Source organism: Lysobacter auxotrophicus (assembly GCF_027924565.1).
Classification (GTDB): domain Bacteria; phylum Pseudomonadota; class Gammaproteobacteria; order Xanthomonadales; family Xanthomonadaceae; genus Lysobacter_J; species Lysobacter_J auxotrophicus.
In genome coordinates this window covers 3,938,282-3,952,022 of record NZ_AP027041.1, presented here as the reverse complement: position 1 = coordinate 3,952,022, position 13,741 = coordinate 3,938,282, and the positions used below count along the sequence as shown (strand labels likewise).

The window sequence follows — 13,741 nt, the reverse complement described above, 5'->3', positions numbered from 1 at the left end:
GCGGCCTTCTTGAAGGTGCAACATAGACCCACACTTCGGACGCAGGTCCTTGAATCCACACGTTTCCGGACGCCCGGAAGCCGCCCTGCGCCCCTCCCGGAAGCCTTTTCGTGAAAGTCCTCGGCATCGAAACCAGCTGCGACGAGACCGGCGTGGCCGTCTACGACACGCAATCCGGCCTGCGCGCGCACGCCCTCTACAGCCAGATCGCCCTGCACGCCGAGTACGGCGGCGTGGTGCCCGAGCTGGCCAGCCGCGACCACGTCCGCAAGCTGCTGCCGCTGGTGCGCGAAACCCTGCGCGAGGCCGGCCTGGGTACGTCCGACCTCGACGGCGTGGCCTATACGGCAGGCCCGGGCCTGGTCGGCGCGCTGCTGGTCGGCGCCGGCGTGGCGCGTTCGATGGCTTGGGCACTGGACGTTCCGGCCATTGGCGTCCACCACATGGAGGGCCATCTGCTGGCGCCGCTGCTGGAGGACGATCCCGAGCGCGGCCGCCCCCAACCGCCCTTCGTCGCGCTGCTGGTCTCCGGTGGCCACACCCAGCTGGTGCACGTGGAGGCCATCGGCCGCTACAAGCTGCTCGGCGAGACGCTGGACGACGCGGCCGGCGAGGCCTTCGACAAGACCGCCAAGCTGATGGGGCTTCCGTACCCCGGCGGCCCGCAGCTCGCCGCGCTGGCCGAACAGGGCCGGCCCGGCGCGTTCAGGTTCGCCCGGCCGATGACCGACCGCCCCGGCCTGGATTTCAGCTTCAGCGGCCTGAAGACGCAGGTGCTGCTGGCGTGGCGCGACAGCGACCAGAGCGAGACGGTCCGCGCCGACATCGCGCGCGGTTTCGAGGACGCCGTGGTCGACACGCTGTCGATCAAGTGCGAGCGCGCGCTGGATGCGGCCGGCTGCGACACGCTCGTCGTCGCCGGTGGCGTCGGCGCCAACAAGCGCCTGCGCGCGAAGCTCGACGAGATGACCCGCAAGCGCGGCGGCCGCGTGAGCTTCCCGCGCCCGCAGTTCTGCACCGACAACGGCGCGATGATCGCCTACGCCGGCGCGCTGCGACTGGCCGCCGGGCAGCACGGCGATCTCGCGGTGCGCGTGACGCCGCGTTGGGACATGGCGACGCTGGAAGCCGTGATTCGTCAATCGTGATGCGCGGATGCAGGCCGCGCGCGCTGTAAGCTTTCGCTCCTGCGAATCACCCCTCCCGAATCACGAATCACGGCTCCCATGGACCACGTCTTCATCGAAGGCCTCGAAATCGAGGCGCTGATCGGCATCTACGATTGGGAGCGGCGCATCCGCCAGCCGCTGGTGTTCGACCTCGAAATGGCCTTCGACAACCGCGTGCCGGCCGCGACGGACGCGATCGCCGACACGCTGAACTACAAGGCGATCAGCAACCGCATCGTCGAGTACGTGTCGCAGTCGAGTTTCGAACTGGTGGAAACGCTCGCCGAGCGCGTGGCGCAGATCGTCCTCACCGAGTTCGGCGTGCGGCACGTGCGCCTGAAGCTGAGCAAGCCCGGCGCGGTGCGCGGCGCGCGCGCGGTCGGCGTGACGATCGAACGTTCCGCGTCCTGACGCGCCTGCCATCGCATGAGCCGCGCCTACCTGAGCCTGGGCAGCAACGTCGATGCCGTGACGCACCTGCGCGCGGCCGTCCATGCGTTGCACGAACGTTTCGGCGACGTGGTGATGTCGCCGGTGTATCGCACGCGCGCCGTCGGATTCGACGGGCCGGACTTCCACAACGCGGCGGCGATCATCGAGTCCGACCTGGACCCGCATGCGCTCAACGCGTGGCTGCATGCGCTGGAAGACGCGCACGGCCGGGATCGTAGCGGGCCGCGCTACGGCGATCGCACGCTCGACATCGACATCGTGCTGTTCGACGGACTGACGCTTGAAGGCGCCGGCAACCCCGGATCAAGTCCGGGGCAGGCTTTGCGCATCCCGCGGCCGGAACTCAGGCACGCGTTCGTGCTGCGTCCGCTGGCGGAAATCGCGCCCGACGTCGACGTGCCCGGCACCGGCCGCACGCTCGCGCAGTTGTGGGACGCGCATCCGGAACGCGGCGTGGCGCTGGAAACCGTCACGCTCTGATCGACGGACCGCGCCGGCCGTCCGAATTCGCGCGTCTTCCCCTTGCCATCGCGGCCACGCCGGCCCGAGGATGCGCGCTGGTCCATGGGGGACTTGGGGAATCGCGATGTTCGATAAGTTCTCACGCAGTTGGGAGCTGGTGAAGGCGAGTGCGGCCGTGTTGCGCTCGGACAAGGAGCTGATGGTGTTCCCGGTCGTCTCCGCGGTCGCCACGCTGGTGGTGCTGGCGACGTTCCTGGTGCCGATGATCGGCTGGCGCGTTTTCAGCCACGGCGCCGCGTCGAGCGTGATCTGGGTGTTCCTGTTCTATTTCTGCCAGTACACGGTGATCGTGTTCTGCAACAGCGCGCTCGTCGCCGCGGCGATGATCCGCCTCGACGGCGGCGATCCGACGCTCGCCGATGGCTTCAATGCGGCCAAGGCGCGACTGCCGTCCATCCTCGGTTATGCGGCGATCGCGGCGACCGTCGGCGTGCTGCTCAAGCGCATGAAGGACGACGACAACCTGCTGATGCGGCTGGTCGGCGGTGGCCTCGGCGCGGCCTGGACGCTGGCGACGTTCCTCGTCGTGCCGGTGCTGGTGCACCAGGAAGTCGGTCCGTTCGAAGCGCTGCGCCGCAGCGCGAACCTGCTGCGCCGTACCTGGGGCGAGAACGCCATCGGCAACGTCGGCATCGGTCTGGCGTTCGGCCTGGTCTCGTTCGGCATCATCGCCGTGGGCGCGCTGCTCGCGTTCGTCGCGGCGCAGCTGTCGATGGCGCTGGCGGTGTCGATCATCGTGGTGTTCGTGATCGGCCTGCTGCTGCTCGGCGTGTTCCAGGCGGCGCTGAGCGGCATCTACTCGGCCGCGCTGTACCGCTATGCGATGGAAGGCGAAGCGCCGCCGGCGTTCCGCGCGCTGCAACTGGAATCGGCGTTCGCGGCGCGGTAATCGCGGACGGCAAAAAAAAAAGCGGCGCCGGCGCGATATGCCGGCGCCGTTTTCGTTTCAGGTATGCCGCGTTCGCTTTTGTAGCCCGGGTAAGCGAAGCGCACCCGGGGGGCGCGGTCGACATTCCAACCCGGGTGCAATGCGCTTACCCGGGCTACAACGACAACCGCTTGCACGACCGTCTACACCGACAGCAACCGCCCGCCATCCAGATGCAGCACCTGTCCGGTGCTGTAGTGCGCGTCCTGCAGCAGCCAGCGCACGGCTTCGGCGACTTCGTCCGGCGTCCCGGTGCGGCCCAGCGGCGTGCGGGCCAGCATCGCCTGCTGCGCGGCGGTGTCGCTGCGGTCTTCCGGCCACAGGATCGCCCCCGGCGACACGGCGTTGACGCGCACGTCCGGCCCGAGTTCGAGTGCGAGCGAGCGCGTCATCATCAGCAACGCCGCCTTTGCCATGCAGTAGAGCGTGTGCTCGCGCAGCGGGCGTTCGGCATAGAGGTCGCACAGGTTCACGATCGCACCGCGCGACGCGCGCAGATGCGGCGCAGCGGCCTGCGCGAGGAAGAACGGCGCGCGCGCATTGCTGGCGAACACGTCGTCCCATTGCGCCGGTGTCGCGGTGCCGATCGGCGTGGGCGTGAAGGTCGATGCGTTGTTCACCAGCGCGTCGAGCCGGCCGAAGCGGCCGACGCACTGCGCGACGAGTTCGGGCAGCCGGTCGAAGTGGGCGAGATCGGCCTGCAGCAGCAGCGTGCTTCCGGCGCGCGCACGTTCCAGCTCCGTCGCGACCGCATGCGCCTCGTCCGTCGAGCCGCGGTAATGCAGCGCGACGTCGTATCCCGCGGCGTGCAGGCGGCGCGCGATCGCCGCGCCGATGCGGCGGGCGGCGCCGGTCACCAGCGCGACCGGCCGCGTGGCGGGTGCTGGCGTGCTCAACGGGGCGTGCTCATGACGGGTCTCTCCGGAGCGTGGCGTATCCTGAGCAGCCAGTGTTCCCACGGCGATGCCGCATGTCCACCGATTCCCCCTCGCATCGTCCCGACGCGCAGCAGCGCCAGCGCGAAGCCAATGCCCTTCCGACGCCGGACGCCGATGCCCTTGCGCACAGCGCGCGGCTGGACGAACTGATCCGTTCGCAGATCGCGCACAACGGCGGCGCGATTCCGTTCTCGCGCTTCATGGAGCTCGCCCTCTACGCGCCGGGCCTGGGTTACTACAGCGCCGGCGCGAGCAAGTTCGGCGAGAGCGGCGATTTCGTCACCGCGCCCGAACTCGGCCCGGTATTCGCCGCGTGCGTCGCCGAGAGCCTGGCACCCGTGTTGCAGCAGCTCGGGCCGCAGGCGCGTTTCTTCGAACTCGGCGGCGGTACCGGCGCGTTCGCGGAAGTCGCGCTCAAGCGGCTGATGGAACTGGATGCGCTGCCGGATCGCTACTGCATCCTCGAGCCCAGCGCGCAACTGCGGCATCGCCAGCGCGAGCGCCTGCAGGAGCGGCTCGTCCCGCCGCTGTTCGAACTGCTGGAATGGGTCGACGGCCCGTTCGACGACGAATGGGACGGCGTGCTGTTCGCCAACGAGGTGATCGATGCGCTGCCGACGCCGCGCTTCGCCATCGAGGCCGGTGAGGTGTACGAGGAGCACGTCGCCATCGAAGGCGGCGAACTGGTGCGCGTGCTGCGTCCGGCCGATGCGTTCCTCGGCAACGCGGTGCGGCACCTGGAGCGCCAGCTCGGCCGCGAGTTCGAACACGGCTTCCGCTCCGAGACGCTGCCGCAACTCCCGTACTGGGTACAGGCCGTGTCCGGCGGCATGCGCAATGGCGCGATGCTGTTCGTCGATTACGGCTATTCGCGCGGCGAGTTCTACCTGCCTGAGCGCAACGACGGCACGTTGCGCGCGTTCTACCGCCATCGCATGCACAACGAGCCGCTGCTGTGGCCGGGCCTGCAGGACCTCACCGCGTCGGTCGATTTCACCGCGCTGGCCGAAGCGGGCGTCGCGGCGGGATTCGACTTCGCCGGTTACTGCTCGCAGGCGAGCTTCCTGCTCGGCAACGGCCTGCAGGGCGTGCTTGAGCGCATCGAGCGCATCGCCGACGAGGGCGAGCGCATGAAGCGCACGAACGAGGTGAAGCGCCTCACGCTGCCCAGCGAGATGGGCGAGCGCTTCCAGGTGATGGGCTTCGAGAAGGGCGTCGAGTTCGGCGCGGCGTTCCTGGTCGGCGACCTGAGTTTCCGCCTGTGAGCGCGACCACCCTGAAGCGGCCGCTGCTGCGCGGCTTCCGCTGGCCGGCGCTGTGGGTGGCGATCTGGATCGCGATGATCGCCGCCGTCGTCGCCTCCTCGCTGCTGCCGGCGCACGATCTCCCCGAGGTGCCCGACGGCTTCGACAAGGTCGAGCACTTCGTCGGCTACTTCGTCCTCAGCGCCTGGGCGGTGATGCTCTTCGCGCAGCGACGCGCCCAGGCGATCGCGGCCGTCGGGCTGATCGGGCTCGGCATCGCGCTGGAGTTCGCCCAGGGCGCGTGGACGGTGTCGCGCATGGCGGACTCCGCCGACGCCCTGGCCAACTCGCTCGGGGTGCTCGCCGGGTTGATGCTCGGGCCCACCCCGTTGGGCGGCTTGCTGGTCTGGGTCGAAGGGAAGATGCGGCGCTAAGCGCGCAAGATCGCAATCATTTCGCCGACGTTGGCCGGCGAAGCGTTGCGAACGGCCCATCTCGGCTTCCATCGGGGCGCGCTGCCGTAACCGCGCGCCCGAACGCGGCCGACGCCGGAATCGGACAAAAGATCGCCATAAAAGCAGATTAGGCAAAGCGATGGTAGGTATTGCGCAAAGGTTAAAGGCTGGTTAAAGCTCCGGGCTGGGCTCGACAGGGGGAGTCCGCCCACCCTGAGTAAGGAAACCGCCAATGCCCGTTGCCAACCGACATCGCCTGACCACGGCCGTCGTCGCCGCGCTGTTTTCGACCGTCGTAACGCCCGCCTTCGCACAGGATCCCGCGCAGACGTCTCCGCCCCCCGCCGCCCGCCAGGAAGCGGTGGACCTCGACAAGCTCGTGGTCACCGGCACCCGCGTGCAGGGCCGCTCGCCCACCGAATCGATGTCCCCGGTCGACGTCTTCCGTCCCGCCGACCTCGAGAAGCAGGCCTCGGCCGACTTCACCGACCAGCTGGCCAACATCGCGCCGTCGTTCAACACGCAGCGCTTCCCGATCGCCGACGGCACCGCCTTCGTGCGCCCGGCGAACCTGCGCAACCTGCCGCCCGACCAGACCCTGGTGCTGATCAACGGCAAGCGCCGGCACCGTTCGGCGCTGGTGAACCTGCAGGTGGAACCGTTCGGCACCGTGAACCAGGGCTCGCAGGCGGTGGACTACAGCCTGATTCCCTCCGCCGCCATTCAGCGCGTGGAAGTGCTGCGCGACGGCTCCTCCGCGCAGTACGGCTCCGACGCCATCGCCGGCGTGATCAACGTGCTGCTCAACGACTACGCCGATGGCGTGCGCATCGACGGCCAGTACGGCTCGACCTACGAGGGCGACGGCGATCGCTGGCGCACCTCGTTCAACGCCGGCGCGCAGATCGGCGACGGCGGCTTCTTCAACATGACGGTGGAGTACTTCGACTCCGACCACACCTCGCGCGGCGTCCCGCGTGCGGACGCGGCGCAGGTCGGCGCGGCGGTCGGCAGCAACCTCGTGCCGTTCGAAGGCCTCGGCCAGCGCTGGGGCGATCCGGACGGCGAAGGGTTGCGTTCGTTCTTCAACGCCGAATACCCGATCAACGAGCGCGTCAGCCTGTACGGCTTCGGCAGCTACGCCGACACCGAGTACGAGTCGAGCTTTTTCTACCGCACGCCCGTCGGCGTGCCCGGCGTGGCGCCGCGCGGCACGCTGCTGGTCGATGGCGACGAGGACGGCCTGCCCGATCCGGTCGAGCAGTCGCTGGTGAACGACATCCTCGCGCGGGGGCTCAACCCCGCCGACTACCTCACCGCCGACGCGTCGAGCCCCTCCGGCTGGGTCGCGCTCAACCCGATCTACCCGCTGTTCCCTGGCGGCTACACGCCGACCTTCGGCGCGGAGATAACCGACTACGAAGGCGTGTTCGGCGTGAAGGGCGAAACCGCCGGCAGCCTGCGCTGGGACGTCAGCCTGCGCCAGGGCGAGAACCACATGATTTACAAGATGGCCAGCTCGATCAATCCGAGCCTGGGTCGCCTGAGCCCCACCAGTTTCGAGCCCGGCGACCTCACGCAGCTGGAGCGCGGCGCGAACGCCGACTTCGTCTGGCCGTGGCAGAACGACGTGTTCGCAACGCCCGTCAACGTCGCCTTCGGCGCGGAGTGGCGCGAGGAAACCTACAAGATCCGCGCGGGCGATCCGGCGTCGTGGGAGAACGGGCCGACCGGCGCGCTGTTCGGCGTGGGCTCGGACGGCTTCCAGGGCGACTCGCCGGAAGCGGCGGGCGATTTCAGCCAGTACAGCCGCGCGGCGTACCTGGACCTCGAAACCGACGTCGTGGAGGACTGGACCGTCGGCGTCGCCGGCCGCTACGAGGACACGTCGAACTTCGACAGCACCTTCGACTGGAAGGTCTCCACGCGCTTCGCCTTCACCGACGCCTTCGCCGTGCGCGCCACCGTCAACACCGGCTTCCGCACGCCGACGCCGGGCCAGCTCAACACGCTGGACGTGACCACCACGGCCGATTCGTCCGGCAACCTCGTGCCGCTGGGCACGTTCCCGGTGGCGAGCGAGGCGGCGATCGCGCTCGGCGCGACGCCGGTGACGGCCGAGGAATCGCTGGCGTACTCGGCGGGTTTCGTCTGGTCGCCCAACGACGTCTTCAGCCTCACGCTCGACTACTACAACATCGAGGTCGACGACCGCATCGCGCTGCAGACGATCAACGTCGTCGAGGGCTCGCCGCAGCAGCAGGCGCTGATCGATGCCGGCGTGCCGGGCGCCGAGCTGTTGCGCCAGGTGTCGTACTTCGTCAATGGCTTCGACAGCACGGTGCAGGGCGTGGACCTGGTCGCGGTCTATCGCGCCGACTTCGGCGGCATGGGCACGGGCGTGTTCGACTTCCGCCACAGCTACAACAAGCAGGAAGTGGACAGCGTCGCGGTGATCCCGGGCACGACGACGCCGGTGATCGACGCCGAGCGCGTGGCCGACCTGGAGAACCAGCTGCCGAACAACCGCAGCGTGATCACCTTCGACTGGCGCTCGCCGTGGAACGTGAACTTCACCGCCCGCGCGAACTATTACGACAGCTGGGAGGACTTCACCTTCGGCGAGCAGGGCGAGTTCGGCTCGGAGTGGCTGTTCGACCTGTCGGCGACCTTCAGCTTCATGGAGGACAAGCTGCACGTGACGGTCGGCGGCAACAACGTCTTCGACAACTACCCGGACCGCGAGACCAACAGCACGCTGACCTTCCTCGGCGCGAAGTATCCGCTGTCCTCGCCGTTCGGCTTCAACGGCGGCGAGTGGTACGTGAAGGCGAGCTACGAGTTCTGACCGGCGCCGCCCGCGCGGTGCGACCGTGTTCACGGTTGCCCGCGCGGCCTCGGCAACTGCCGATGAACCCGCGCCGATCCTGTGACCGCGGCACGGTTCCTAACGGAAGCTTCACGTATCGTCTCCACCGCGATGCCGGCCTGAACGGCGGCGCGAGTGGTCGGATCCCGGTGCCAGGGGGCGAGGGATCCGGACACGCCAGAGGACAGGAAAGAACGCCGGGCGACTGGGGAGTCGACCGGCGTTTTTTTTGGAAGTCCCGCGTCGGGCGCGAGGTTCGAGCCCCTCTCCCTCCGGGAGAGGGGTTGGGGTGAGGGTCGGGACGCGCGAGCGCGCATGCGCTCGTGATGCGCTTCTCGATGGGCGGCTGATCAAACGGCTCCAGCTGTTGTAGCCCGGGTAAGCGAAGCGCACCCGGGGCTCCTTGCCGCCACCCCGGGTGCGCTTCGCTTACCCGGGCTACAGGAGCAAACGCGCGCGAAGCGACGAGCTACAGCTTCTTCCCCGTCGCCTCCGCGATCGCGCGGATCCTCGCCTTGCGGATCGCCTCGCCGACGTCCGGCCCGCTGAGCCCGCGCGCGACGTCCTCCGCGCGCACCGTCATCGCGGCCGCCAGCGCGGCCTTGAGCGCTTCGCCCTGCGGATAGGGCACGTCCTGCAACCCGGCGCGGCCGCGCTTGTCGGCCTCGCACACGATCGCCATCTGCGCGATGCGCGCGGGTTTGCGGAACCCGTCGCAACGGGCCAGCAGCTCGTACACGGTGCTCGCGCGCAGCTCGTCGAAGCGATGCACGTTGAGGTGTTCGCGACACACCGCTTCGGCCAGCTGGCGGTGCTCGGCCGGCACTTTCAGCCGGTCGCACAGGCCGCGCAGCGGCGCGACGCCCGCGTGCTCGTGGCCCAGGTGCTTGGGCAGCACGTGCGCCGGCGTCAGCGCCTTGCCCAGGTCGTGCGTCATCGCGGCGAAACCGATGAGGTCGTCGCCGGGCGCCAGGCGCGAGGCCATGTCGCACACCAGTTCGACGTGCACGCCGGTGTCGACCTCCGGGTGGTATTCCGCGCGCTGCGGCACGCCGTACAGCGCGTCGACTTCCGGCAGCACGACGGCCAACGCGCCCGCATCGTGCAACGTGCGCAGGAACGCCGACGGCGTCGCGCATGCGAGCGCGCGCCGCGTTTCCTGCCAGACGCGTTCGGCGGTGAGCTCGGCCAGTTCGCCCGATGCCGCCATGTCGCGCATCAACGCCATCGTGTCCGGCGCGACGGTGAAGCCCAGCGACGCGAAACGCGCCATGAAGCGCGCCGCGCGCAGCACGCGCAGCGGATCCTCGGCGAAGGCCGGGCCCACATGACGCAGCACGCGCGCCTCGATGTCGCGCGCGCCGCCGTAGGGATCGACCAGCACGCCGTATTCGTCCTGCGCGATGGCGTTGATGGTGAAATCGCGCCGCTGCAGGTCGTCTTCCAGCGTGACCGACGGGTCCGCGTCGACGACGAAACCGCGATAGCCGCGGCCACTCTTGCGTTCCGTGCGCGCCAGCGCGTGTTCCTCGCCGGTGTCCGGATCGAGGAACACCGGGAAATCGCGTCCAACCGCGCGGAAGCCGGCGGCTTCCATCGAGGCCTGCGTTTCGCCGACCACGACCCAGTCGTTGTCGCCGTGCGGCAGGCCGAGCAGGCGGTCGCGCACGGCGCCGCCGACGAGGTAACGCTTCATCAACGCGGCGCGTGCTGTGCGAGCAGTGCGAGGATCTCGCGTGCACCGCTGTCGCGGCCGAGCGTGCGGGCGATCGGCGCCGCCTGGCCCGACAGCCAGATGCGCAGTTCCGAATCCATGTCGAAATGGCCGGCCGTCTCGACCGAGAACATCACGATGCTGCGGTAGGGGATGCTCAGGTACTGCACCTTGCTGCCGGTCACGCCCTGTTTGTCGACCAGGATCATGCGGCGGTCGGTGAAGACGATCAGGTCGCGGATCAGCCCGAACGCGCGCTGCAGCGTTTCGCCCGGTGCGAGCAGCGGCGCGAATTCCTCGGCGAGTTTTTCCACGGGCCTTTCGCCCGCATGGCCGAACAGGGTGTCGATGAGGCCCATGGCGTGTCTCCGGAACGGTGCAGGCGGGATGCTAGCGCACCGGCGCGATGCGTTCCGTATGCGGTCGGCTCAGCAGCCGGCGAGGATCTGCGCGAGCTTCGGCTCGACCGGCGTCGGCGTGAGATTCAGACGACGCAGGCCGTCTTCCATGCTCACCGAATCCAGCTGCAGCGAACGCCAGTTGTCGCGGCTGATCGGCTTGCCGGGCAGCCATTCGCCGACTTCGGCCTGCAGCTTGCCCAGCGACGGCGGCAGGCCGAGCACCATGCGATGCCGCCCGTGCCCGCGCGCGGCAAGCTTCACGATCTGCTTGAGCGTCATGACGTCGGGCCCGACGAGGTCGTAGGCCTGTCCGATGCTGCGTGGTTCGTCCAGCGCCTTGGCGTAGGCATCGACCACGTCGCCCACCCACACCGGCTGGAAGCGCGCGTCGGCGCGGCCGATCGGCAGCACCGGCGCGAATTTCAGCAGACCGTCGAACCGGCAGAACAGGCCATCGCCCGGGCCCGCGATCACCGACGGACGGAACAGCGTCCAGTCCAGGCCCGAGGCGCGCACACGTTGTTCGGCGCGACCTCGCGCCTGCAGGTAATGGCTTTCGCCGCGCCCGGCGTTGAGCGCACTCATCTGCAGCAGCCGGCGCACACCCATGCGCTGCATGGCATCGATCAGTGCATCGGTGATGCCGACGAACACGCGTTCGAACCCGTCGCCGCGATCGCCCATCTCGTTGAGGATGCCGACGAGGTTCACCACGGCATCGGCGTCGTCGAGCACGGCGGCGAGGAAGTCCGCGCTGGCGACATCGCCTTCGATCAGGCTCGCGCCCTGCGGCTTGAGGTGGCGCTTGCCGGTATCGATGCCGCGACTGAGCACGGTCACGCGATCGCCGCCGTGCAACAGGCGCGCGACCAGATGCCGGCCGACGAAGCCGGTGCCGCCCAGAACCACCACGTGACGTTGTGCCATGCGGAAAGTCTAGGCGACGACGGGCGTCAACGCTGTGATCTGGAACGGGATTGTGTCGCCGGCGCAGCGGCCGGCGGTGTCGGAACGGTGGCGGGCGTCGGGCAGGTGAAGCGCGTGCGCGGCCCGTCGGTGCGGCCACGCAGGCGATCGCTCAGGCGCAGGGCATCGCCATTGAGGCGCCAGTCGTACAGCACGCTGAAGGCGAGCACGCGCGCGACGTACTCGCGCGTTTCCTTGTAGCTGATGGTCTCGATCCAGAACGGCGGCTCCATGCCCGGCCGCTGCGACTGCCATCGCGCGAGCGGCGCCGGGCCTGCGTTGTAGCCGGCGATGACCTGGTACGGCTGGCCGCCGTACTTGTCCATCAGCTGACGCAGGTACGCGGTGCCTAGGATGATGTTCGTGTCCGGGTCGTAGAGGCTTTCCGCACCGCCCCACGGCATGCCGATGCGCGAGGCGACGCCCGAACCGGTGCCGGGCAGCACCTGCATCAGCCCCATCGCGTTGGCCGACGAGCGCGCGCGTGGATAGAAGATGCTTTCCGCGCGGATCTCCGCCGCCACCCACGCCGGATCGAGGTTGTTCTTCTGCGCCTCGCGCCGGATCGTCGCCTCGTGGTGCAGCGGGAAACGCAGGCCATACAGGCGTGACTCGTCGGGATTCTTCCCGAGCGAGAACACGGCGCGATCGAACCAGCCGTTGCCCTGCGCGACTTCCACCGCGATGCGGCGCTGCTCGTCGTTGAAGCGCGACAGCGCGTCGTCCCATTCGCGCACGGCCCAGCCGATGCGGTCGAGCTGGAACAGCCCCATCGCGCGCACCATCGCCGGATCGCGCGCGATGGCCTGCTGCTCCGCGGCCGGCGTTTGCGGCAGCCACGGGCACAGCGCGTAGAGAAGTTCGAGGCGGTCGGCGGCGAGGAAGCCGTGGAAATCGGGCTTCGTCGAGGCATCGCGGAACAGGCGCTCGGCTTCGGACTTGTTGCCGGCGATCTCGTTCAAGCGCGCTTCGAAGTACATCCAGCGCGAGTCGGCTCGCTGCTTGGCGCCCATCTTCCGGATCGCCGCGAGCGCCGCGGGCCAGTCCGAACGCGACAGCGCCTCGCGCACGCGCCACTCGTGCAGGCGCTCGTCGTAGGCGGAGGCGGGCACGGCGTTGAGACGACGCGCGGATTCGGACTCGTACGACGCGACGGTCCACAGCGCGATCTGGTAGAGCACGCGCCCTCGCTGCGCTTCGTCCAGGCCGAGCGCGTCGGCGTAGCGCGGCAGGATGGCTTCCGCACCGGCGGGCGAGGACTTGCCGTACTTCGCCAGGCCCTGCGATGCGATCTCGCGGCTGCGCGGGGTCTTCGGCCAGTTGAAGGCGCGCTCATGCGGCGTCTCGAGGAAGGCTGCGTAATCGTTGGCCAGCGCGGCCTGGTCCGCGGGCAGGCCGCGCGCGGCGGCGCGCATCACGCCCGGTTGCCATTCGGCCGCCGCGAGTTCGATGCGCTCCCAGCGCAGTTCCGGCGTCAGCCCGCCCTGTACGGCGAGCGTCGCCATCGGCGAGTCGCACGCGTCCGGCAGCGACTTGCCGGTGCGCCATATCGCCTGCGCATCGCGCGTCCATTGCGCGTCGGCGCGCCCCAGCGCCTGGCGCGCGTCGAGTTCGTTGCAGCGCAGGGCCGTGCTCTTGATCGACGGGCTCCACGCAGCCAGCACGGACGACCAGTCCTGCCGACGGGCGGCCGCGGAAATCCACGCCTCGCGGAAGGTTTCGCCGACCGGCTTCCCCTGGTTGCGCGACAGGAAGCCCTGCGCGACGTTCGGCGAAAGGTTGTCGATATCGCGACGCAGCGACGCGTACTCGATCCATCCGTACAGCGGGTGCTGTGCGAGATCGGAGAACTGCGCGGCGTCGAACGTGCCGGTTTCGGCGGCCTGCAGCGCGGTGCGCACGCGGTCGAGCCGTGGATCGGCGAGCGGTCGCGGCAACGGCGGAATGGACACGGCAGGCGCCGCCGCAGGCGTCTGCGCGCAGGCGGACGTGGCAAGGGCGACGCTGCACGCAGCGAGTGCGATGATGAATGGGCGGGGGACCATTGCCGGGACTATAGCCCAGCATCGTGAAGCGGCCGTC

Annotated in this window: 12 protein-coding genes; 7 read left to right on the top strand and 5 right to left on the bottom strand. The window is 69.3% G+C overall.

The window, feature by feature from the left end:
* Positions 1 to 110 precede the first annotated feature (110 nt).
* The 4 genes from tsaD (at position 111) to LA521A_RS17965 (ending at position 3,033) form a co-directional block, all read left to right on the top strand.
* On the top strand, positions 111 to 1,148 hold the full coding sequence (tsaD, locus tag LA521A_RS17980; protein WP_281780210.1) for a tRNA (adenosine(37)-N6)-threonylcarbamoyltransferase complex transferase subunit TsaD: 1,038 nt from the start codon (positions 111 to 113) through the stop codon (positions 1,146 to 1,148).
* 78 nt (positions 1,149 to 1,226) lie between these two features.
* Positions 1,227 to 1,580 carry a dihydroneopterin aldolase gene (gene folB / locus LA521A_RS17975; RefSeq protein ID WP_281780209.1) on the top strand — a complete coding sequence of 118 codons (354 nt, stop codon included), beginning with the start codon at positions 1,227 to 1,229 and terminating at the stop codon, positions 1,578 to 1,580.
* Between the two features lie 15 nt (positions 1,581 to 1,595).
* Positions 1,596 to 2,102, top strand: coding sequence for a 2-amino-4-hydroxy-6-hydroxymethyldihydropteridine diphosphokinase (folK, locus tag LA521A_RS17970; protein ID WP_281780208.1), 507 nt, complete (start codon positions 1,596 to 1,598; stop codon positions 2,100 to 2,102).
* Between the two features lie 106 nt (positions 2,103 to 2,208).
* Positions 2,209 to 3,033, top strand: a complete 825-nt coding sequence (locus tag LA521A_RS17965) for a DUF6159 family protein (protein WP_281780207.1) — start codon at positions 2,209 to 2,211, stop codon at positions 3,031 to 3,033.
* Between the two features lie 182 nt (positions 3,034 to 3,215).
* Here LA521A_RS17965 and LA521A_RS17960 read toward each other — a convergent pair whose 3' ends face one another.
* The gene (locus tag LA521A_RS17960) at positions 3,216 to 3,968 is read right to left on the bottom strand and encodes a pteridine reductase (RefSeq protein WP_281780206.1); all 753 of its coding nucleotides are present in this window, start codon (positions 3,966 to 3,968) and stop codon (positions 3,216 to 3,218) included.
* 74 nt (positions 3,969 to 4,042) lie between these two features.
* Between LA521A_RS17960 and LA521A_RS17955 the strand changes: the two genes are divergently transcribed.
* From LA521A_RS17955 to LA521A_RS17945, 3 genes are all read left to right on the top strand, one after another.
* Positions 4,043 to 5,275: a class I SAM-dependent methyltransferase gene (locus LA521A_RS17955; protein WP_281780205.1), complete on the top strand. Its 1,233-nt coding sequence runs from the start codon at positions 4,043 to 4,045 to the stop codon at positions 5,273 to 5,275.
* Positions 5,272 to 5,688, top strand: a complete 417-nt coding sequence (locus LA521A_RS17950) for a VanZ family protein (protein WP_281780204.1) — start codon at positions 5,272 to 5,274, stop codon at positions 5,686 to 5,688. Before LA521A_RS17955 ends, LA521A_RS17950 begins: the two co-directional genes overlap by 4 nt.
* Positions 5,689 to 5,941: 253 nt before the next feature.
* Positions 5,942 to 8,557, top strand: coding sequence for a TonB-dependent receptor plug domain-containing protein (locus tag LA521A_RS17945; protein WP_281780203.1), 2,616 nt, complete (start codon positions 5,942 to 5,944; stop codon positions 8,555 to 8,557).
* Between the two features lie 490 nt (positions 8,558 to 9,047).
* Here the strand turns inward: LA521A_RS17945 and LA521A_RS17940 are convergent, their stop codons facing one another.
* The 4 genes from LA521A_RS17940 to LA521A_RS17925 form a co-directional block, all read right to left on the bottom strand.
* Positions 9,048 to 10,274: a multifunctional CCA addition/repair protein gene (locus tag LA521A_RS17940; RefSeq protein WP_281780202.1), complete on the bottom strand. Its 1,227-nt coding sequence runs from the start codon at positions 10,272 to 10,274 to the stop codon at positions 9,048 to 9,050.
* Positions 10,274 to 10,651 (bottom strand): PH domain-containing protein, encoded by a 378-nt coding sequence (locus tag LA521A_RS17935; protein WP_281780201.1) that lies wholly within the window; start codon positions 10,649 to 10,651, stop codon positions 10,274 to 10,276. Before LA521A_RS17935 ends, LA521A_RS17940 begins: the two co-directional genes overlap by 1 nt.
* Positions 10,652 to 10,720: 69 nt before the next feature.
* On the bottom strand, positions 10,721 to 11,620 hold the full coding sequence (locus LA521A_RS17930; RefSeq protein ID WP_281780200.1) for a complex I NDUFA9 subunit family protein: 900 nt from the start codon (positions 11,618 to 11,620) through the stop codon (positions 10,721 to 10,723).
* Positions 11,621 to 11,646: 26 nt separating this feature from the next.
* A complete protein-coding gene (locus LA521A_RS17925) occupies positions 11,647 to 13,704 on the bottom strand; it encodes a lytic transglycosylase domain-containing protein (protein ID WP_425494541.1) in 2,058 nt (685 codons plus the stop codon).
* Positions 13,705 to 13,741: the final 37 nt, after the last annotated feature.